Origin of the sequence: Vibrio sp. V33_P6A3T137 (assembly GCF_009904835.1) — a bacterium.
Taxonomy (GTDB): domain Bacteria; phylum Pseudomonadota; class Gammaproteobacteria; order Enterobacterales; family Vibrionaceae; genus Vibrio; species Vibrio metschnikovii.
In genome coordinates, this window is sequence record NZ_WXWK01000076.1 from 1 (window position 1) to 19232 (window position 19232).

General features: G+C 45.1%; 14 protein-coding genes and 1 riboswitch. Of the genes, 5 read left to right on the top strand and 9 right to left on the bottom strand.

Annotation, left to right across the window (positions count from 1 at the left end):
• Positions 1-241: 241 nt before the first annotated feature.
• On the bottom strand, positions 242-1408 hold the full coding sequence (locus CAG60_RS07135; RefSeq protein ID WP_161426267.1) for a DUF3103 domain-containing protein: 1167 nt from the start codon (positions 1406-1408) through the stop codon (positions 242-244).
• Between the two features lie 254 nt (positions 1409-1662).
• On the opposite strand from CAG60_RS07135, the gene CAG60_RS07140 reads away from it, so the two are divergent.
• Together CAG60_RS07140 and CAG60_RS07145 are read left to right on the top strand one after the other, a co-directional pair.
• The gene (locus tag CAG60_RS07140) at positions 1663-2562 is read left to right on the top strand and encodes a homocysteine S-methyltransferase family protein (protein WP_161426266.1); all 900 of its coding nucleotides are present in this window, start codon (positions 1663-1665) and stop codon (positions 2560-2562) included.
• Positions 2549-4090 (top strand): BCCT family transporter, encoded by a 1542-nt coding sequence (locus tag CAG60_RS07145; RefSeq protein WP_161438600.1) that lies wholly within the window; start codon positions 2549-2551, stop codon positions 4088-4090. The genes CAG60_RS07140 and CAG60_RS07145 overlap by 14 nt, the downstream gene beginning before the upstream one ends.
• 47 nt (positions 4091-4137) lie before the next feature.
• Here CAG60_RS07145 and malZ read toward each other — a convergent pair whose 3' ends face one another.
• The 7 genes from malZ to CAG60_RS07180 form a co-directional block, all read right to left on the bottom strand.
• Complete coding sequence (gene malZ / locus CAG60_RS07150) at positions 4138-5985, bottom strand: maltodextrin glucosidase (protein ID WP_161438601.1); 1848 nt, start codon at positions 5983-5985, stop codon at positions 4138-4140.
• A gap of 69 nt (positions 5986-6054) precedes the next feature.
• Positions 6055-7860 (bottom strand): alpha-amylase family protein, encoded by a 1806-nt coding sequence (locus CAG60_RS07155; RefSeq protein WP_161438602.1) that lies wholly within the window; start codon positions 7858-7860, stop codon positions 6055-6057.
• 203 nt (positions 7861-8063) lie between these two features.
• On the bottom strand, positions 8064-8543 hold the full coding sequence (locus CAG60_RS07160; RefSeq protein WP_004395503.1) for a hypothetical protein: 480 nt from the start codon (positions 8541-8543) through the stop codon (positions 8064-8066).
• Between the two features lie 172 nt (positions 8544-8715).
• Positions 8716-9717: a LacI family DNA-binding transcriptional regulator gene (locus tag CAG60_RS07165; protein ID WP_161438603.1), complete on the bottom strand. Its 1002-nt coding sequence runs from the start codon at positions 9715-9717 to the stop codon at positions 8716-8718.
• A gap of 139 nt (positions 9718-9856) precedes the next feature.
• Positions 9857-11290: a 6-phospho-beta-glucosidase gene (locus tag CAG60_RS07170; protein WP_161438604.1), complete on the bottom strand. Its 1434-nt coding sequence runs from the start codon at positions 11288-11290 to the stop codon at positions 9857-9859.
• Positions 11291-11355: 65 nt separating this feature from the next.
• The gene (gene thiD / locus CAG60_RS07175; RefSeq protein ID WP_161438605.1) at positions 11356-12240 is read right to left on the bottom strand and encodes a bifunctional hydroxymethylpyrimidine kinase/phosphomethylpyrimidine kinase; all 885 of its coding nucleotides are present in this window, start codon (positions 12238-12240) and stop codon (positions 11356-11358) included.
• Between the two features lie 105 nt (positions 12241-12345).
• Positions 12346-12443: riboswitch (TPP riboswitch) on the bottom strand.
• 359 nt (positions 12444-12802) lie between these two features.
• Positions 12803-14260 carry a sucrose-specific PTS transporter subunit IIBC gene (locus CAG60_RS07180; protein WP_161438606.1) on the bottom strand — a complete coding sequence of 486 codons (1458 nt, stop codon included), beginning with the start codon at positions 14258-14260 and terminating at the stop codon, positions 12803-12805.
• Between the two features lie 248 nt (positions 14261-14508).
• On the opposite strand from CAG60_RS07180, the gene CAG60_RS07185 reads away from it, so the two are divergent.
• Both CAG60_RS07185 and CAG60_RS07190 read left to right on the top strand, forming a co-directional pair.
• A complete protein-coding gene (locus CAG60_RS07185; RefSeq protein ID WP_161425749.1) occupies positions 14509-15510 on the top strand; it encodes a LacI family DNA-binding transcriptional regulator in 1002 nt (333 codons plus the stop codon).
• A 130-nt stretch (positions 15511-15640) separates the two neighbouring features.
• Complete coding sequence (locus CAG60_RS07190; RefSeq protein ID WP_161438607.1) at positions 15641-17269, top strand: glycoside hydrolase family 32 protein; 1629 nt, start codon at positions 15641-15643, stop codon at positions 17267-17269.
• 167 nt (positions 17270-17436) lie between these two features.
• Here the strand turns inward: CAG60_RS07190 and CAG60_RS07195 are convergent, their stop codons facing one another.
• Entirely contained in the window at positions 17437-18354 is a 918-nt protein-coding gene (locus CAG60_RS07195) for an aminoimidazole riboside kinase (protein WP_161438608.1), read from the bottom strand.
• Between the two features lie 252 nt (positions 18355-18606).
• On the opposite strand from CAG60_RS07195, the gene CAG60_RS07200 reads away from it, so the two are divergent.
• Positions 18607-18990, top strand: coding sequence for a DMT family protein (locus tag CAG60_RS07200; RefSeq protein WP_154168463.1), 384 nt, complete (start codon positions 18607-18609; stop codon positions 18988-18990).
• Positions 18991-19232 lie beyond the last annotated feature (242 nt).

Sequence of the window (19232 nt, forward strand, 5' to 3'; positions counted from 1 at the left end):
AAGCTATTATTAGGTGGATGAATGTGTTTGTTTTTATTTACCATATTGTTAATGGTTAGTTAATTTTATGATATTGATAGATTATTAAGTAAATAAAACTGTACGTTTTTTGGTCTTATTGATTTACGGCATGGCGATTTGTAATGATTATTTATCTATTATAAATCGCATAAATATCTATGAAATGGCAGCAAAAAACCGAAAGCTTTGCTTTCGGTTTTAGGGAAACGAAATACTGAGATTAACGAGTGGGGTAAATGGTTAAAGGCTCTAACGTGACCAGTGCGTTATTGGTTGTTCCTGGATGGTCGATGTAAGGCTTGTCTTGTTGAATGGTATAGAAAACATCAACAAAGTCATCATCGTTAGTCAGCAGGCCGCTCGGGATAGCATCGATAATTTTACCAGTGATATTGGCAATCACTGAATATCCTTGAGCTTCAAGATCAGGAATTGACTGTAGGACTTTTTCTGCCGCTTCAACTAACAGTTTGGCTAGCTCTTTGTAGTCGGTACCACTGTCTTGCTCCATTAATACAATATCAACCGCTCCCCAACGATAGCGCGACCAATGGATCATCACTTGGTTAGGATAGTAATCGATCTTGTCATAATCTAAATAAGGCATATCAACCACATCAATCGTCGGTTTATCACGATTAGGATCAACGCCTGTAACGAGAGCATAAATCTCAGCTTTACCTAAAATCCAAGGCTCTTTGTCATCTTCAAGACGAATTTTCTTCAATACCGTGGTTGAAAGTGGTTGGCTTTCGGATTTATTCGACACATTGAGGTTACGTGCTTGAGATGTGGACAGGAGATCGTCAGATTGATTGATAGGCTGTTGCCCCAATTTTTGCAATTCCTGACGCATAGCTTGTAAGCCTGCCTGTAGCGATTTTGCGCTGTTATTGTCTACAACAAATACAGGAAAACTTGGTAACTGATAGACATCCAGTTGGTGGATATTACCATAGATATCAAATGCTTCAATAAACTGCCATGTTTGCTCATTACCTTTGGGTTCAAAGGCGAATAATGGCAGTTGCCCTTGTTGTAGATCTTTGAGCATAGTACCGTCAGCTAAACGAAGCTCTAATAACTCATCGGTGAACGCCTCTATACCTTGTAACGTACGAATCGTTTCATCCGCTTGTTTAACACGAGCTCTTAGTGTTGGACTTTGACCGTCACTCACTAAATCGGCAATTGAAACACTTAAATTGTCATTATTCAGTGTGCTCTGTAGTGAGTTTGAATATAAATTATAATGTTGACTTAAATAGTAGGCGATATCGCGTTTTTCATTACTGATAGCATCAGCGCGTGAAGCACTATCATCTTCGGATTTACAACCCAGTAGGGCAAGGGCCAGTCCGGCAATTAGGATTATTTTTTTTATCATAAGAAGCTCTTTATGGCAGCAAATAAAACGGAGGTTTCGCGGTGAATTTAACATAATGATTGATTCCGTCAATCATATTGGCCAAGCAAATATTGAACGAAGATCAAGCATTAGACTTTTAGCTCTAAAATGTCCATTTAAATCAAATCTCTAACCTGAAAATTTTTCATGTTGTATTTGAAGCTTATTCACTATGATCTTGCTCACAGTATGCTTCAATGCTTTAACCAATAAAGCAGTATGGATACAAGATCATGAGCACATTTACCCTTCTTGATGGCGGCATGGGCCGCGAATTAAAACGCATTGGCGCGCCGTTTTCCCAGCCGCTATGGAGCGCCCAAGCGCTGATTGAATCCCCAGAGTATGTTCGTATAGCCCACCAGAGTTTTATTGATAGTGGTGCCGATATTATTACTGTCAATAGTTATGCTTGCGTGCCCTTTCATTTAGGCGAAGCACTGTATCGCAGCGATGGTGCAAGATTAGCCCGTTTAGCAGCGCAAATTGCCGCTGAGGTTGCACAGCAAGCGCCACATACTGTGCAAGTGGCAGGCTCAATTCCGCCGGCAATGGGTAGTTATCGCCCCGATCTGTTTCAAGTGCAGCCAGCACAAGCGATCACCCAAACCCTGTATGCGGCTCAAGAGCCTTATGTTGATATTTGGATTGCCGAGACCATTGCCAGCCTAGAAGAGTTGAGTATGATTCAACAGGTCTTAGAGCAATCAAGTAAGCCTTGTTATTACGCGTTTACTTTGCAAGATGACAGCGATGTGGCGCTGCTGCGTTCTGGAGAGTCGGTAGGGGATGCGGCTCAGCAAGTTGCTGCAACAGGAGGGGCTGGGATTTTATTCAACTGTTCAGTACCTGAAGTGATGGCGGATGCTATTTCGCAAGCGAAAAGTGCTTTGAATGGGCGTGAAAAAGAGATCGAGATTGGGGTATATGCCAATAGCTTTGCGCCAATTAAAGCGCAACATGCCGCTAATCAAACCGTTCAGGCGATGCGTGAGTTCAGCGCGCAAGATTACCTTGAGTTTGCCCAGCAGTGGTATGGATTAGGCGCAACCGTAATTGGTGGCTGCTGCGGTATTACCCCAACCCATATTCGTGCTTTACAGGATTGGAGGCAGGCGCTTGAAAAATCTTAACTATGGCTTGGCTTTCCCGGCGATTATTTTGGTACTGGTGTTACTGACCGTTTCAGCGCTTTATCCTGCCAGCTCACAAGCGATGGCTGGACAAGCGATGGCGTGGGTGAGTCACTGGTTCGGTTGGTTGGTGCAACTAGCCAGTTTGGCGTTAGTCGGTTTTTTACTTTGGCTCGCCTTTTCAAAACATGGCCAAATCCGCCTCGGTGATGAAAAAACCGAATACAGCAATTTTTCTTATGGTGGGATGATTTTCACCGCTGGTGTTGGCGCATCCTTAATTTACTGGGCGATTGGTGAGCCGATGTATTACCTGCAATCGCCGCCTCTATTTGCTGAAGCGAATAGTTACCCAGCCGCCGCTTGGGCTGTGACCTATTCGATTTTCCATTGGGGGATCACTGGCTGGGCCATTTACTGTTTCCCCGCGATTCCTTTTGCCTATGCTTTTTATGTGCAGAAAAGGCGTACTCTAAAAGTGTCGAGTCTATGTTCATCCGTAGTCGGCAATCACCCGCTGGTCAGTAAAAGTATCGATCTGTTGTCGATTTTTGGCACGCTGGCCGCTTTTGCTAGCTCATTGGCGTTAACGGTGACGCTGGTGAGTACAGGGGTTGCCGATTTATTGGCGATCAATAACAGCCTTGGTTTACAAGGGACGATTATTGCGTTGTTTGTTAGCTCATTAGTCGCGGTGATGCTGGTGGGCTTTAATCAAGGCATTAATCAAATTTCAAACTGGACAGTGACCTTGGCGATTGTGTTTGCGCTGTTTGTTCTGCTGGTCACTCAGCCCGTTTTTATCGTCAATAATTTTACCGATTCATTAGGCGTGATGCTAGATAGCTTTTTTAGAATGTCTTTGTGGACCGATCCGGTTCAGCAAAGTGGCTTTGCTGAAGGTTGGACGCAATACTACTGGTTTTGGTATTACGCTTATTTGATCATGATGGGGCTCTTTATCACCCGTATTTCACGTGGTCGTACTATTCAAGAGGTGATCCTTTATACCCTTTCGATGGGCGCTTTAGGCTGCGCATTTTTCATCTCTATCTTCGGTGGTTATGCGGTATGGGCGCAAATGCTAGGCGGCTTACCCGTTCAAGCGTGGATGGCGGAAGGAGGATTAACCTACGCCGTAGTTTCTCTGATCAAAACCTTACCCGGCGGTGGTTGGATTCTCGGTTTGTTTTTAATCATCCAGTTTTTCTTAATGTTGACCACCATGTCGAGCGCCAGTGTCGCCACGGCGATGTTAACCACCAATCAACTTGAACTGAATGGCGATCCTGACAATCGAGTCAAGCTACTCTGGGCGGCGGCTATTGGTTTGATCAGTCTCAGTGTATTTTTAGCGGGCGGCGGCATAGAGACCATTAAATCACTGTGTGTGGTTGCCGGTCTGCCGATGATGTTTATCTATGCCATTATGTTAAAAGGCTTTTTACATACGTTAGGCATTTTACCCAGCCACAGTGAAGCAGAAACGGTGACTGAGCGGCAGATTGTGCTCAGTAAAGCGGAGTAACTGAACCCAAACAAGCCGGAATTAACAACCGGCTTGCTTGGTAGTGGCTAGCTTAAAATCATAGCGCTTTTGGCCTCAAGCGTGATGAGCATTTCTCCATGTTGATACTCATAATGTTGTGCGCTTAGCGCATTGCTAAACTCCCCACGGGTTAACCCCAATTGCCAGAGGGGCAAACATACGTCACGGGCATGACCAAGATTAATCGCAATCAGAACTCTTTGCTCCGCATAGCAGCGTGCAAAGACAAAACTGCTCTCATCTTGATACAGCAGTTGAAAATCCCCTATCTGCAAAGCGACATATTGTTTTCGTAGCGCAATCAGTTGTTGAAAGAAAGAAAAATAAGGTGATGTTGTCACTTGCTGCCAAGGCATACAACGACGGTTGTCGGGGTCATGACTGCCTCTTAATCCAACCTCCGTCCCATAATAAATACAAGGCGTACCCACATAGGTGAAAAGTAGAGTGCTGGCGATATGAAATAACGGTTGATCGCCATCGATCAGCTCGATAAATCGTGCGGTATCATGGCTATCTAATTGATTGAGCTGGGCTAATTGATTCGCCCACGGGATTTTGGCTCTGGCTTCTGCTAGCCAATCGAGAAACTGCGGTACTCGGATATCGATAGGGTGAAAAGCAATATCTAAATGGGTGAGCAAAGCCCGTAAAGGATGCGCAAAACCATAATAATTCATCGCGCCATCTTCTTGATCGCCTTGCAGCCATTGAGTCGCTTCAAAAAAATGTTCACCCAATACATAGCAATCCGGGTTGATCTGTTTTGCCGCATCACGAAAGGCTTGCACGTAATGAGCGTTATTTTTGGCACCTTCACCTTCACCTTCACCGAGCATATGGATAACATCAAAGCGCCAGCCATCAATTTGATACGGGGGCTTAAGCCAATGTTTAATTACCGCTTGATCAGATTGATAAATAGCCGCTCTGACTTCAGGATGCTGAAAGTTTAACACCGGTAAGCTAGCGACACCTTTCCAGCCGATATATTCTTGAGTGTCGCCTTGGAAAAAATAGTAATCGCGATAAGCAGATTGGACCGATTGATAAGCACCTACTTCTTGATGCCAACCCTGTAAATTAAACCACGGATGCTCGGTAGATGTATGGTTAAAAACCGCGTCGAGCACAATTTTCATCCCTCGCTGATGAAGATTATCGCACAGCTGCGCAAAGTGGTGATTAGTGCCTAAATGTGGGTCGACATGGTAGTAATCCATGCAATCGTATTTATGATTACTAGGGGCATGAAAGATCGGGTTTAGGTACAGCGCAGTAACGCCAAGATCTTGTAAGTAATCAAGCTTTTCTTCTACCCCATATAGGTCGCCGCCATAAAATTCACAGCCGCCATTGCCTTGATGATTATCAACGGGCTCTCCCCATGCTTTGGCAATCACCGGTTTTCTGCCGCCACTGACACTGTATTCTCCGCTTTTCACGCTGATTTCCGGTTTGCCATTAGCAAAGCGATCCGGAAAAATCTGATAAAAAACCTGTCGACTAACCCAAGATGGTGGCTGATGTTGTGCATTGTACTTGAAGTGGTACTCACGGCTTGGGATTCGCGCGGAGACAGATTTCGCATCTAGCCACCACTGACCATGCTCAGAGAGTAACTTAAAGACATAGTGAGTCACTGCGCGATCTTGATTTAGCGGGATAGTTGCTTGCCAATAAGTGAGCCGTTCATGAGTGGTTATATTGACCATCTCGACTAAATGTTCTTCATTATCGGGTTCATGACGCACGAGAACTTGACGGCATGGGAATGAGCGTTCAATGGCTAAGGTTAAGGTTAAGGTTAATAAATCTTGGTGGCGAGTAACCCATGATTCAGTTTGGCCGTGAAAAAGAAACGGGGCGCGCATATTATACTCCTTCATCATCGTACAATTTCCCTGCTGTTTATCTCAGCAGGGAGAAGATCAGCAACTGGCTTACAAGACTAAGTGTTTAGAACCAATTTCAATAAAATGCGTGGAAAGCGGCTTAAAATTTATCTCGACATAACTACGCTGCTCCGTTACCACCAGAGTGAGTGATTGTTGGTTGAGATGATCGATTAAGGCATATTCTCCCTCGCTCAATTGCCAATGTTTAATCAGATCTTGGGGTAAATGCAGTGGTACGGTTTTACTTTCCGTGGCGCTAAAGTTAGCCGCTATAATTAATTTTTGCTCAGGACAAGAGCGAGTAAAGGCAAACAGCGTATCTTGTTGCTCTGCAAAATGTGGCCAATTCTCGGCGTATAAATCGTGATAATCGCCCATCAGCGCTGGACTGTTTTTAGCTAAGTTGAGTAGCTGGCAGTAAAATTGACGTAGCTGACGCTGCTTATCACTTAACTGCCCACCATCAAATCGACCATGATTAAGCCATTTTTGATGCTCAGGTACGCCAATATAGTCAAAAATAGAGGTGCGTGACGGCTGACCAAATCCAGCCCGTTCCGCCCCTGGCTCTCCCACCTCTTGACCAAAATAAATCAAGGTCGGCGCACTGGATAAACAGGTAGAGATCAGCATCGCTGGTCGCCCTTGTTCAGCATCACCGGCAAAGTCAGCCGAGGCAATGCGTTGTTCATCGTGATTTTCTAAAAAATGCAACATATGATGTTCAATATCACGCATTTGATACTCAATGCTGCCAATGATGGCGGTTGAAGCTTTGCCCTGCATGATGGCTTTTAACCCATCGTACAAATCGACTTTATCGTACAAATAATCCATTTTGCCTAACTGAATATAATCACGGTAAAGGTCGGGCTGATAGACTTCAGCCATTAAAAATGCATTAGGGTTAACGTGCTTGATCGCTGAGTTCATAAAACTCCAAAACTCAATCGGTACCATCTCCGCCATGTCATAACGAAAGCCATCCACGCCTTGCTCTAGCCAGTAGAGGGCAATATCACGAAACTTAAGCCACGAGTTCGGCACTGACTGCTGCTGCCAAAAAGTAAAATGCGCTTGATGAGAAAGCCAGCGATAAGATTCGGGGAGTTCGGCGAAGTCTTTCTCTCCACTAGGAGTAACGCCGTAATTAATCTTTACAGTTTCATACCAATCGTCCATATCCGGTTTGGCCTGCCGCGAGCCATTACCGGTCCATTTGGCTGGAAACTCTTGATAAGGTTCAGCTAGGAGCGGATGATTTTCACCCCCTAATGGTGTTAAGTGATCGGGCAGATCGGGCATTTGAAACGCCTGATTGGGTAGGTAATAAAAATTATTGTCTCTGGCATACTCAAGTTGAGTATTATCACTTTGTCCGAAGTCTTCGACGCCGGGAGGATTGTTTAATCCTTGATAGTGTCGCGCCACATGGTTCGGGACAATATCAATAATGACTTTTAAGCCAGCCTGATGTGAGCGGTTAATTAAAGCCAAAAACTCTTGGTTACGTTGCGCGGGGTTATCGGCCAAATCGGGATTAACCGAGTAATAATCTTTCACCGCGTAAGGCGAACCCGCGCGTCCTTTCACTACGCTTGGGTGATCATCACTGATGCCAAACGGGCGGTAGTCGGCCACTACAGCATGATGATGAACACCCGTATACCAAATATGCGTTGCTCCCAATTGAGCAATTTCTTGCAAGGCTTTAAGCGTAAAATCACTGAACTTACCCACTCCGTTTTGCGCTTTTGTGCCCCAAGGGATATTGGCGGTTTGCGTATTACCAAACAGACGGGTAAAGACTTGATAAACGTTTATTTTTGAAGAGGAATATTCTGGATGCATCGTCTAAAACCTAACTACTATAAATAGAAAACGGCTTAAGGGTAGACAATGGTTTGATAATGCAACTCATCCCTTACTCAGCAATTTAGGGCGTAGATCGAAGGAAGAGTGAAAAAGTGTGAGCGAGGTTAAGCTATACGAATGAACTGAATGGTTGTTGCTATGGCCTGCTGGTGATTATAGCAAGCCACAGAAATCGAGAATTAAACCCCAGCGCGTTTCAGTAGTCCGGCCATCAGTGGCGAGCTGGATTTCACTTGTTTAGATTTATTTTGTAGGCTTTTCACTAGCTGCGGCTGATTAATGCTTTTGGCAATATAAGCCATGGCTTGATAAAAACCGGCAGCAGAGTTGATTTTGGCTTTATCATTGAGGGGTGCCAGCAGCTGAACCATCGCCGTACCACTCATGCCATTATCGATAGCGTGTTGCTGAACGGCATCCAACAAATGATCCAAATCGGCTAACGCTTCGGTGCTTTCTATCCCTTGTTTTTGCATTTCTTTGCGGTTGCGTTTGCGAATTTGTTTAATCACAAAGGCAGGCTGATTGATCTTTTTAAAACCAAAATAACCAGCGGCCACGACAAGAACTAGCCCACCGACCACATAACCCCAGATAGAGCCAGAAGAAGATTCCACCATAGGTTGAATGGCATCAATACTGGTTGCGATATCAGACATATATATTCCTTACTTTAGAGAAAACTTAACCGCTAGGAGAGCGGATCAAGTGTGAAAAGACCATCATTGACTGTGCAGCAAGGTGTTGCTTTGCGATTTATCAACAATAGTGCAAAAGGCAGTCTTGGTTATATCATTTAATCGGCGCAATGTGATCGTTTCACGCTGAAAATTAAGCGGACAGTGACGACTCACGCACGATCAACTGGCCAAGATAGGTATGATGTAATGAGGTCACTGGCTGCTTATTAGCAAGCATCACCGCGCATTGTGTTGCAGCCTGAGTTAACTCGACGATCGGCAGCGCCACGGTTGATAAACTTGGAATGGCATACGCGGCAGCGGGTTCGTTATCAATACCAATCACGGCAATATCCTGTGGTACGCGCTGGCCGTGCTCATGTAAAGCGCGAATGGCGCCAATCGCCATATCATCATTACAGGCAAAAATCGCACTAAAGTTGACGCCACGAGTGAGTAGCTGCTGGGTAGCATGGTAGCCAGAGTTAAGGCTATTATCGCCTGCGACGATCAAATCAGGGTTAGGTTCAATATTAGATTGCGCGAGTTGCTGCTGATAAGCGGCTAAGCGGAGCTGACCAGTTTCACTGTTGAGCGGTGAAGTAAGACAAGCAATCGCTCGATGGCCAAGGGTTAATAAGTGCTGCATAGCAAGGGTAGCTAATTGAGTTTGATCTAAGCCAAAGCTTGCTATTGTTGAGGTGGAAAAGCGTCGATTCAACACGACCAATGGAATGACGTATTCGTGTTGCCACTGGCTCAGCTCGGTTTCGCTTAAATGACGGCTATAGATCATAATCGTGTCACAGCGTTGATTCGCCAATATTTGCAGCGCTTCTCGCTCACCTTGGGCGCTATTTTTACCATTGACCACCAGCAATTTTTTGCCCGCTTGCTGAGCTCCTTGTTCGGCATGATGCAGCACACTACCAAAATAGCTGCTTTGAAAATGCGGCAAACTTAAACCAATCGCATGAGAGGTATTGGTGGCCAGCGCTTGCGCTAAGGTATTGGGTTGATAACCGAGTTGCTGCATGGTGGCGAGAACCGCTTGACGGGTCGACTCTTTAACTTGGCCATTGCCGTTCAGCACTCGTGACACCGTCGCTTTAGACACTCCGGCGGCTTTACATACATCATTAATGGTGGCCATGACGGCAATTACTCCTCACTGATCCAGCCCTTTGTCACTTGAGCGTGCAAAGGGCTGGTGAGTGTAGCGTGTTATTCATCTCAGCTCTATACCCTTCCTACTTGCCGCCTAGCGGCAACGGCAAGTGGTATAGATGCAATTAAATAATTTGTCCGTTACTGGCAATCACTTGTTGGTACCAGTAAAAGCTTTTCTTCTTCGATCGCGCCATGGTCCCAGTGCCATCATCGTGCTTATCGACATAGATGAAACCATAACGTTTTTTGTATTCACCGGTGGTAAAAGACACGCAATCAATACAGCCCCAAGGGGTGTAACCCATCACCTCAACACCATCGTAGTTAATGGCGGTCGCCACCGCTTTGATGTGCTCGCTGAGATAGTTAATTCGATAATCATCATTAATTGAACCATCCGCTTGCACTTCATCAATCGCGCCAAGACCATTTTCGACAATAAAAATTGGCTTTTGGTAACGCTCATACAGTTCAGATAAGGCAACACGTAAACCGTCGGGATCGATTTGCCAGCCCCAATCCGACGCGGGTAGATATGGATTGAGACGGCTATTTTCAAACAAGGACGTGGTTTGTCCTTGCTCTTTCTGGGTTGAGACAATATTGGTCATGTAGTAGCTGATCGCGAGGTAATCAGCGCAGCCTTCACGTAAAATTTGCTCATCCCCAGCGGCCATTTCGATTTGGATATTTTTACGTTGCCATTCTTTAATCAAATAACTTGGGTAGTAGCCACGGACTTGAACGTCACTAAATAGATATTTCTCGCGCATGAGTTCTTGTGCGAGTAATACGTCTTCTGGACGACAAGTGGCAGGGTAGAGGGGCATGATGTGGATCATGCTACCGATTTTAAAATCAGGGTTTATTTGATGACCTAATTTGACCACTCGCGCACTGGCAACAAATTGATGGTGCAGCACTTGGTACATCATCTGTTCAGGGTTTGGGTAATCGGTGTAGATCATCCCTGAGTTACAATATCCCCAAATCGGCAGTTTCCAGTTACGCTGATTGTTGATTTCATTAAAAGTGATCCAGTATTTGACTTTGTGCTGATAGCGCTCCATCACGGTCTGGCTAAATTTAACGAAAAAGTCGATCACTTGGCGATTCGCCCAACTGCCATAGTGTTTCACTAAGTGATTCGGCATTTCGAAATGCGAAAGGGTGATGACCGGTTCAATGCCGTATTTCAATAGTTCATCAAACAGATCATCATAAAATTGCAGCCCAGCTTCGTTAGGTGTTGCTTCATCGCCGTTCGGAAAAATCCGCGTCCAAGCAATCGATGTGCGAAAGCATTTAAAGCCCATCTCGGCAAATAGCGCGATATCTTCTTTATAATGCCCATAGAAATCAATCGCTTCATGGTTAGGATAAAACTGATCGGATTCTACGCTATCGGTGATCACTCGCGGTACTTCATGCGCCCCTTTAGTCAGCACATCAACCACACTCACGCCTTTACCGTCTTTGTTCCAGCCACCTTCTACTTGGTGAGCCGCTACTGCGCCGCCCCAGAGAAAATCTTTCGGAAAACTGTACTGTGTCATAGGTTACCCCTTAATCATTTACCAGAAATAGGCTTAATCTGTGACTAGTCTAGATCGTTTTTTACTCAATTGAAACCGGTTTCTGTAACCGGTTTCAATTTTTTCTGTTCGGTGTGAACTTTGCCGTGAAGCGCATAGAAATGATGCACAGGCCCATGGCCTTTACCTACCTGTAACTGGTCAGCATGTAAGATGGCTTGCGAGATATAATGCTTTGCTCGCGTTACGGCTTGCTCAAGGCTTAAGCCTTGCGCGAGGTAAGAAGCGAGCGCTGCAGAAAGGGTACAACCTGTACCATGAGTATTGCTGGTGTGGATTCTTCGCCCTGAAAAACACGTTACCCGCGAGCCGCAGATCAGCCAATCGTGACTATTTACTGATGCTGTAAAATGGCCACCTTTAAGCAGCACCGCTTGGCTTGGCAAAGCTTGTAATGCGGTGATGATCTCATCAAGTTGCTGGTCGTGTTTTGGTATCGGACAGCCGGTTAATACCGCAGCTTCGGGTAAGTTGGGGGTAATAACCGTGGCTAATGGTAATAACTGCTGCTTTAAGTCGTTGACAGCTTGATCGGCAAGTAACGCATCACCGCTGGTGGCGACCATCACTGGATCTAACACGATAATCTTTGGTTGATAGTGACGGAGTTTTTCAGCCACGATATGGATAATCTGGCTATCAGCTAGCATACCAATTTTTACCGCGGCCACGGTAAAGTCACTAAAAATCGCATCCAGTTGACTGGCAATGTGCTCAATGGCAATCGGTAAAATTGCCGTTACTCCAAGGGTATTTTGTGAGGTGATGGCGGTAATGGCGCTACAAGCATAGCTACCAGTGGCGGAAATGGCCTTGATATCGGCTTGGATCCCGGCGCCGCCGCCGCTATCTGAGCCAGCAATGGTTAATACGATGGGGATGGGTGAAATAGCAGACAAGCTGTTGGTCATGACAGGCTCCTATAGATGACGTATAGGAACTGGCCAATGACGACCAATATGGTCGAAGCTAAATCATCGTATACACATTGATGCTAGTGGTATGCGAAAGCTGTGTCATTGGTTGCCATAGTTCCCTACGTCAGTGCTAACTGAATCAGGTTCAACGGGTCTCGCAATGCGATCTCAGCCTTAAGGCTCCCCGACTATAGTGGTGCATATCCTGCCGACTTAACGCGACAGGGTTATTGGATAGGTCCCCTTTTAGCGACAATTTTAAGCCACTTGGATAGACTGATTGATTTTATAACAATCATTAAGATAACAATCAATCCAATCAGTCCCTGTGGGATAAATAAAAATGCCCACTCAAAGAGTGGGCAAAGCGTAAGATTAACGGTTGATGGTTTGTCGCGTAATCGATGTTCAAAGCGACTTAATAATTTTTGCCGTTAAGGGGGATACCTTACGCGTTAGCACGAGCACCTATCCCCTTCCTACTTGAAGCTACAGCGGTGTTGACTACGTTCGTTCACCCCAATCACGTAGTTTGCCTATGCTCATGGGGATGAACTCACTTGTCGCCTACCTGCAACTCCAAGTTGTTTGGGGAGAGTTTGGCTTTTTCACGCATACCGAGCAACAAGGTGAGGGCAAATGACGCAACAAAGGCGATAACCATGCCGACCACATAGTAGCCAATTTTATCAGGACTGATGGAGATAATACCCGGTAAACCTGCCGCACCTAAAGCGTGTGCTTTTACGGTAAATAAAGTAATAAAGGCACTGGCGATCGTGGCTCCGCAAATCGCTGCGATAAACGGATAACGCAGTTTTAAGTTAACCCCAAACATTGCAGGTTCAGTAATGCCCAGTAACGCGGTTACACCAGAAGGCACAGCAATCCCTTTCATTTTGGTTTCTTTGCTGGTAAGTCCCACGGCTAAAGCAGCAGCGCCTTGCGCCACATTGGACATGGCAGCAATAGGGAAGATAAACGTACCGCCAGTGATAGCGATATCAGCAAGAAGCTGAGTTTCAATCGCAATAAAGCTATGGTGCATGCCTGTTATGACAAATGGTGCATAGACGAAGCCAAATAGTGCGCCACCGATAAAGCCCGCTGATTCATACATCCAGTTTAAGCCATCGCCTAATAGGAAGCCGACATCACGAGTTAAAGGACCAACTACCGTAAAGGTCAGAAACCCAGTGATGAAAATAGCCAGCATCGGCGTTAATAGGTTATCAAGCACAGAAGGGATGATTTTTCTTAACCCATTTTCGACTTTAGCCAGAATAAAGGTCGCGACTAAGACGGGTAACACCGAGCCTTGATAGCCGACTTTCTGGATCTCTAAGCCTAAAATATTCCAAGTAGGAATATCACCAGTTAATGAAGCGCTACCAAATCCCCAGCCATTGAGTAGATCAGGGTGAACCATGAGCATACCCAAAGCTGCGCCAAGGAAGGGATTACCACCAAATTTACGAGAGGCAGAAAAAGCCAGTAAAACCGGTAAATAAACAAAAGGGGCATTGGCGAAGGTATTGATCATACTCGCTAAATCAGCAAGACCCGGATTGGCGTCAATCAGTGATTGCCCATCAAGAAATAATCCTTGTGCCGTTAATAGGTTATAAAGACCCATTAATAAACCGCCCGCGACAATGGCTGGAATGATCGGCACGAAAATGTCCGATAAGCCTTTCACCGCACGCTGGACAATATTTTGCTTCTGCGCACCCGCAGAGGCGACATCATTGGTGGACATCTCAGCGAGGCCAGTCAATTTCGCCATTTCAGCGTAAACTTGGTTAACAATCCCAGAGCCAAAAATGATTTGGTACTGGCCTGCGACTTTAAATTGACCTTTAACACCATCGAGATCTTCAATGGCTTTTTCATCAATCAGCGATTCATCACTGATCGCCAAACGTAGTCGAGTGGCACAGTGTGCGAGTGCTTGAATGTTGGCTTTGCCACCCAAGAGCTCAATAAGTTGTTTTGCTATGACTGGATAGTTCATAACTCACCCCGGTTGTTGTGAATGATTTATAGGATAGTTTTAATGATTACAGTTTTTTGGGAACGTTTGCAGGTTTAATAATCATCAACAAATCGCTACAGGTCAAAAGGAAATCAGTAAATATGTGAATAGGATCGCCAAAACCCGCAGTGATAATTAACAAAACAAGGGTAGAATCACGCAATAAGAACGATAAGATGGTAGTGATTTTGCAATCAATCCCAATGTGATGATGGAATGAGAAAATAATGGCAAGTTTGCATGATGTAGCGCGTTTAGCTGGTGTATCAAAATCGACCGTATCACGAGTGATGAATGACGAGTATGGTGTTAAAGAATCGACCAAAATCAAGGTGTTAAAAGCGGTTGCTGATTGTGGTTATATGGTCAATCAGGTTGCAAAAGATCTCAAATCACAAAAGACCAATTTGATTGGCGTGATTGTGCCTCGGGTCTCTTCCCATGCCACCGCGCAAGGGGTTGATGGTTTAACGGCTATTTTTGAACAAGCAGGAAAGCATGTATTGCTCGCCAATACTCATCAAATTCATGCTAAGGAATTAGAATACATTCAAATCTTTAATCAAAAGCGGGTTGAGGGAATCATCTTCTATGCGACTCACCTTGATGAGCCTTTGATTAAAGCGATTCAACAATCTCATGTTCCCGTTGTATTAATTGGTCAGGATGGCTCGTTATACAATATCCCTAGCGTGGTGCATGATGATTTACGAGTCGGGTTTGAAGCAGGTAATCGCTTAGTCGCGGCCGGGTGCGAGCAGATCGGTTTTATCGGTGTGCAAAGTGATGATTTGGCGGTGGATGCCCTGCGTTCGCAAGGGCTAGCTCAGTCACTAGCGCTTCATCAGCGAGAGTTATTGTTTCATGCACGTGGTGATTTTTCGATTGAATCAGGCTATCGGTTAGCTAAGCAGCAACTGCAAGTTTTCCCTCAACTCGATGGACTATTTTGTGCGACGGATCGATTAGCGGTCGGGGCAATTAAAGCCCTGCATGAGAGCGGTCGAATTGCGGGTCAGCAGGTAAAAATACTCGGGGTCGGTAATGACGAGTTGGCTTATGTCAGTACTCCAAGCTTATCTACTTTCAATTATGCTTTTGATAAAGCAGGAGAAAATGCCGCAAAAATGTTGCTTGATCGTATTGCTGGGCAAGGTTTAGAGATGAGTAAAGTCGTGTTAACCTTTCAAAATATTGATCGTGAGACTTGCTCACCATTGGGCTCGTAGAGACTCGTCGACAATTTTGTGTTCTTTCTCACATTGCTCTCGTCGAGTTACTCATGAAAATCAGAAATACTTGCCTATCGGCGTAATGTCTTATACTTTTTGAGAACGTTCCCGATTTAATGGTAATTCTATGTCTCTTAATTTGTTGATTGAACTCGCTGGTGGGATAACCAATATTCTGCGTATTTTAGCACCAGAAGGGCGGGTAACCGTTGCGGTACGTGATTTACAGCAGGTTAAACCGCTGCCAACATCGATAGTCTCAGAGTCGGTATTAGGGGAGTGGCAGCTTTCTATGCCGATCAGTGATGAAATTTCTGAACACGATTTGGCAGAGGTTGGCATTCACATTGCCAAGCAGCAACGTCAACAAGCTAAAGCTTATTTACCGCCGACCGAAAGTGTATATCGTCCGCAATGGCATATTTCGCCGCCACAAGGTTTACTCAATGATCCTAATGGCTTTGTTTATCATCAAGGTGAATATTATCTGTTTTATCAGTGGCACCCGTTTGCTTGCCAGCATAAAGACAAATATTGGGTGTTACTCAAGAGCCAAGATCTCATCAACTGGCGTTGGCATTCGATTGCACTGACGCCATCAGATTGGTTTGACAGTCACGGGGTTTTTTCAGGTCATGCGGTCAGTGATGGTGACGATCTGTGGTTGTTTTATACCGGAAATACTCGATTAGGACAGGATAGACAGCGGCAGACCATGCAGTGCATTGCTAAAGCTAACTCCGAAGGTGGTTTCACTAAGCTAGGCCCGGTTATCCGCACACTACCAGATGGTGTTACTGAGCATATTCGCGACCCTAAAGTAGTCTATAAACAAGGCCGCTGGCAGATGCTGCTCGGCGCGCAAACTCAGCAATTAGCGGGTTGTTTAGCCGTTTATCATTCGGATAACTTACATGATTGGCAATTTGATGGATTGTATGGTCAAGAATTAGCGCCTTATGGTTATATGTGGGAATGCCCAGATAGATTTGAACTGGATGGCCAAACCTTGGTTGTTTTTGGTCCACAAGGTATTCGCTCATCTAATCCTCATCACACCATTGAACACCACAATCGAATTTTTACCGTCGCCGACAATCAGCAAGGACAGCTACAATTCTTACAAGGTTGGGAGCTTGATAGTGGTTTTGATTTTTATGCGCCGCAAACGGCATTAACGCCAGATGGACGCCGCGTACTCTGTGGTTGGATGGGGCTACCGGACGAGGTCGATCACCCCAGTTGCGCTGATGGTTGGATCCATCAATTAACCGCATTACGGGAGTTACGGTGGAGAAATGGTCGCGTGATACAGAGCCCGATTCGTGAACTGACTCAGTTACGTGGCGAAAAACGCTCACTACATTTGACCGAGCAGGGTATCGACATTGGCGGTAAAAGTTATGAATTACAGGTCACTTTACCTTGGGGGAGTGAGCTGCATTTGATGAAAAATCGTCACCAGCAAGTTGTGTTATCCCTTGATGAGCAGAGCCACACTTTACGCTTAGATCGCAGTCAAACTGAGATCCGTCAAGGGGATACAATACGAGAGCTAAACCTCACGACAGAACAAGTTAAGCTACAAATTCTGGTTGATCATTCGTCGATTGAAATTTTTATCAACCAAGGAGAGCAAGTGATGAGTAGCCGCGTGTTTACCGCGCCGGATGCTACGCAAATCGCTTTGTTCGGCGCTGAGCTTGAAGCGGATTACTTCCCTCTTCAGGCAACATTAAAGCCGTTTGCTGCTTAAGGTTATCCTCCTCCTATTTGTAACTGTAGCGATGTTGGCTACGTTCGTTCATCCCAATCAAATAGCTTGTCTATGCTTATTGGGATGAATTCATTTGCCGCTTACCTGTGACTCCAAATCGTTTGGGTATAGTGGCTGTTGGTTCAACAAGACCAACAGCCATTCAATTAAGATTCGATAAATTCGAGTAATGCTTGTTGGTTAGGCAGAGCCGTCATGGCTCCTTTTTGGGTGGTGGCTAATGCACCGCAGCCATGTGCCCATTGGATGGCTTGGGCAATATTCTCTTGCCAGTTATGGCTTGTCGCCAATTGGTACAACAAACCACCGACAAATGCATCGCCTGCGCCAGTGGTATCAATAGGTTTGACCACTTTACCTGTAACTAACTGCTGTTGTTTGCCTGTTACTACTAAAGCACCTTTTGCCCCTTGAGTGACCACCACTAAGGGTAAGGCGAGGGGAGCTAATGCGGTTAACCCTTGCTCAATAGTTTGTGTTTGAGTTAAAAAAGTCAGCTCTTCTTCAGAAAATTTTACCACGTCAGCCTGACTGACTGCCTGCATCACGATCTCGATAATCTGCTCCGGGTTTTGCCAGACTTCTTCGCGTAAATTAGGATCAAAACTGACATAACCGCCGGCTTGTTTGATTCGTTCTATGGCTGCAAAAGTGCTGCTGCGACTTGGCTGGTTAGCAAGCGCGATGGAGCAAACATGCAACCATTCCCCTTGTTTAAAGGCTGGAATATCGGTTAGCTGTAGGAACTGATCAGCACTGGGTTTGACCATAAAAGTGAAGCTACGCTCACCAGAGCTATCGAGATCAACCACTACGGTTGAGGTGCGTTGCTGCTCATCGAGAATAAGATGTTGGCAATCAACTTGTTCCGTGGTTAAGATTTGTTGGATAAATCGACCAAAGGGATCGTTCCCGACTCGACCAAAAAAAGCGCTTTGCCCACCTAATCTTGCAATAGCCACGGCAACATTGGCAGGAGCCCCTCCGGGACATTTTAAGTAATGCTTGTCTCCTTCGGGAATTAAATCGACGACGGCATCGCCCGTTACCCAAATTTTGTTCATTGTCATTTCTCCAGATAATGGTTTGTTCCAGTTTAGCTGATGGGCTAGGGAGTAAAAAGCGCCAAGTGATGAGTAGAATATTTTGCTTCTCAAAATGTGACCGTTTATCAATAAACGAGGTAAATTTAAGATTTTTAGTTTAATTTTCGGTATCGTTCCCAGTTCGATTTAAATTACGCTTGGACAGATTGACGAAAATAAAATCTCAGCGCAAACTGCGCTGGTTTTTCTACTTGTTGCGGAGCGTTTAGCATGTTTTCCTTACCGCCAATGTTGGTCACTATTGGTCTGTTATTGATCAGTAATGTTTTTATGACCTTCGCTTGGTATGCCCACCTAAAAGATTTAGCCCATAAACCTTGGATCATTGCTGCATTGATCAGTTGGGGAATCGCCCTATTTGAATATATGTTTCAAGTACCCGCCAATCGTATTGGTTATACAGTAATGAACTTAGGCCAACTGAAAATATTGCAAGAAGTTATTACGTTAACTGTGTTTGTACCTTTTGCGCTGATTTATATGAAAGAACCTTTTCGACTTGATTTTATCTGGGCCGGACTGTGTTTACTTGGCGCGGTGTTTTTTATTTTCCGTCCACAAATACTTGAAATTCTGACGCGTTCTCTTGGATAGCTGATGTTTAGGCGAATATCGGACGAAGAGTCATTAAAACTAATCGGTTAGGTGTGTAGTTATTCTTTTTGTGAATGCGACATGCTGGAGCAATATGATCAGCTTAGTGCAAGGTAGTGACCCTCTTCACAGAACGCAGGGCTTTAACAGGGGATTATTACAATAAGTTAGACGTTCTACTGTTTAAATGTTAATTTTTTGCTAAATTGACGGCGAAAGATACTGCTAATCGGGTTGCAAGC

Coding starts and splice junctions, on each gene's coding strand:
- CAG60_RS07180 (WP_161438606.1), bottom strand. CDS start 14,260: ATGAACTATCCAGTCATAGCAAAACAACTTATTGAGCTCTTGGGTGGC.
- CAG60_RS07140 (WP_161426266.1), top strand. CDS start 1,663: ATGAGCACATTTACCCTTCTTGATGGCGGCATGGGCCGCGAATTAAAA.
- CAG60_RS07160 (WP_004395503.1), bottom strand. CDS start 8,543: ATGTCTGATATCGCAACCAGTATTGATGCCATTCAACCTATGGTGGAA.
- CAG60_RS07185 (WP_161425749.1), top strand. CDS start 14,509: ATGGCAAGTTTGCATGATGTAGCGCGTTTAGCTGGTGTATCAAAATCG.
- CAG60_RS07135 (WP_161426267.1), bottom strand. CDS start 1,408: ATGATAAAAAAAATAATCCTAATTGCCGGACTGGCCCTTGCCCTACTG.
- CAG60_RS07200 (WP_154168463.1), top strand. CDS start 18,607: ATGTTTTCCTTACCGCCAATGTTGGTCACTATTGGTCTGTTATTGATC.
- CAG60_RS07170 (WP_161438604.1), bottom strand. CDS start 11,290: ATGACACAGTACAGTTTTCCGAAAGATTTTCTCTGGGGCGGCGCAGTA.
- CAG60_RS07195 (WP_161438608.1), bottom strand. CDS start 18,354: ATGAACAAAATTTGGGTAACGGGCGATGCCGTCGTCGATTTAATTCCC.
- CAG60_RS07155 (WP_161438602.1), bottom strand. CDS start 7,860: ATGCATCCAGAATATTCCTCTTCAAAAATAAACGTTTATCAAGTCTTT.
- CAG60_RS07190 (WP_161438607.1), top strand. CDS start 15,641: ATGTCTCTTAATTTGTTGATTGAACTCGCTGGTGGGATAACCAATATT.
- CAG60_RS07165 (WP_161438603.1), bottom strand. CDS start 9,717: ATGGCCACCATTAATGATGTATGTAAAGCCGCCGGAGTGTCTAAAGCG.
- malZ (WP_161438601.1), bottom strand. CDS start 5,985: ATGCGCGCCCCGTTTCTTTTTCACGGCCAAACTGAATCATGGGTTACT.
- thiD (WP_161438605.1), bottom strand. CDS start 12,240: ATGACCAACAGCTTGTCTGCTATTTCACCCATCCCCATCGTATTAACC.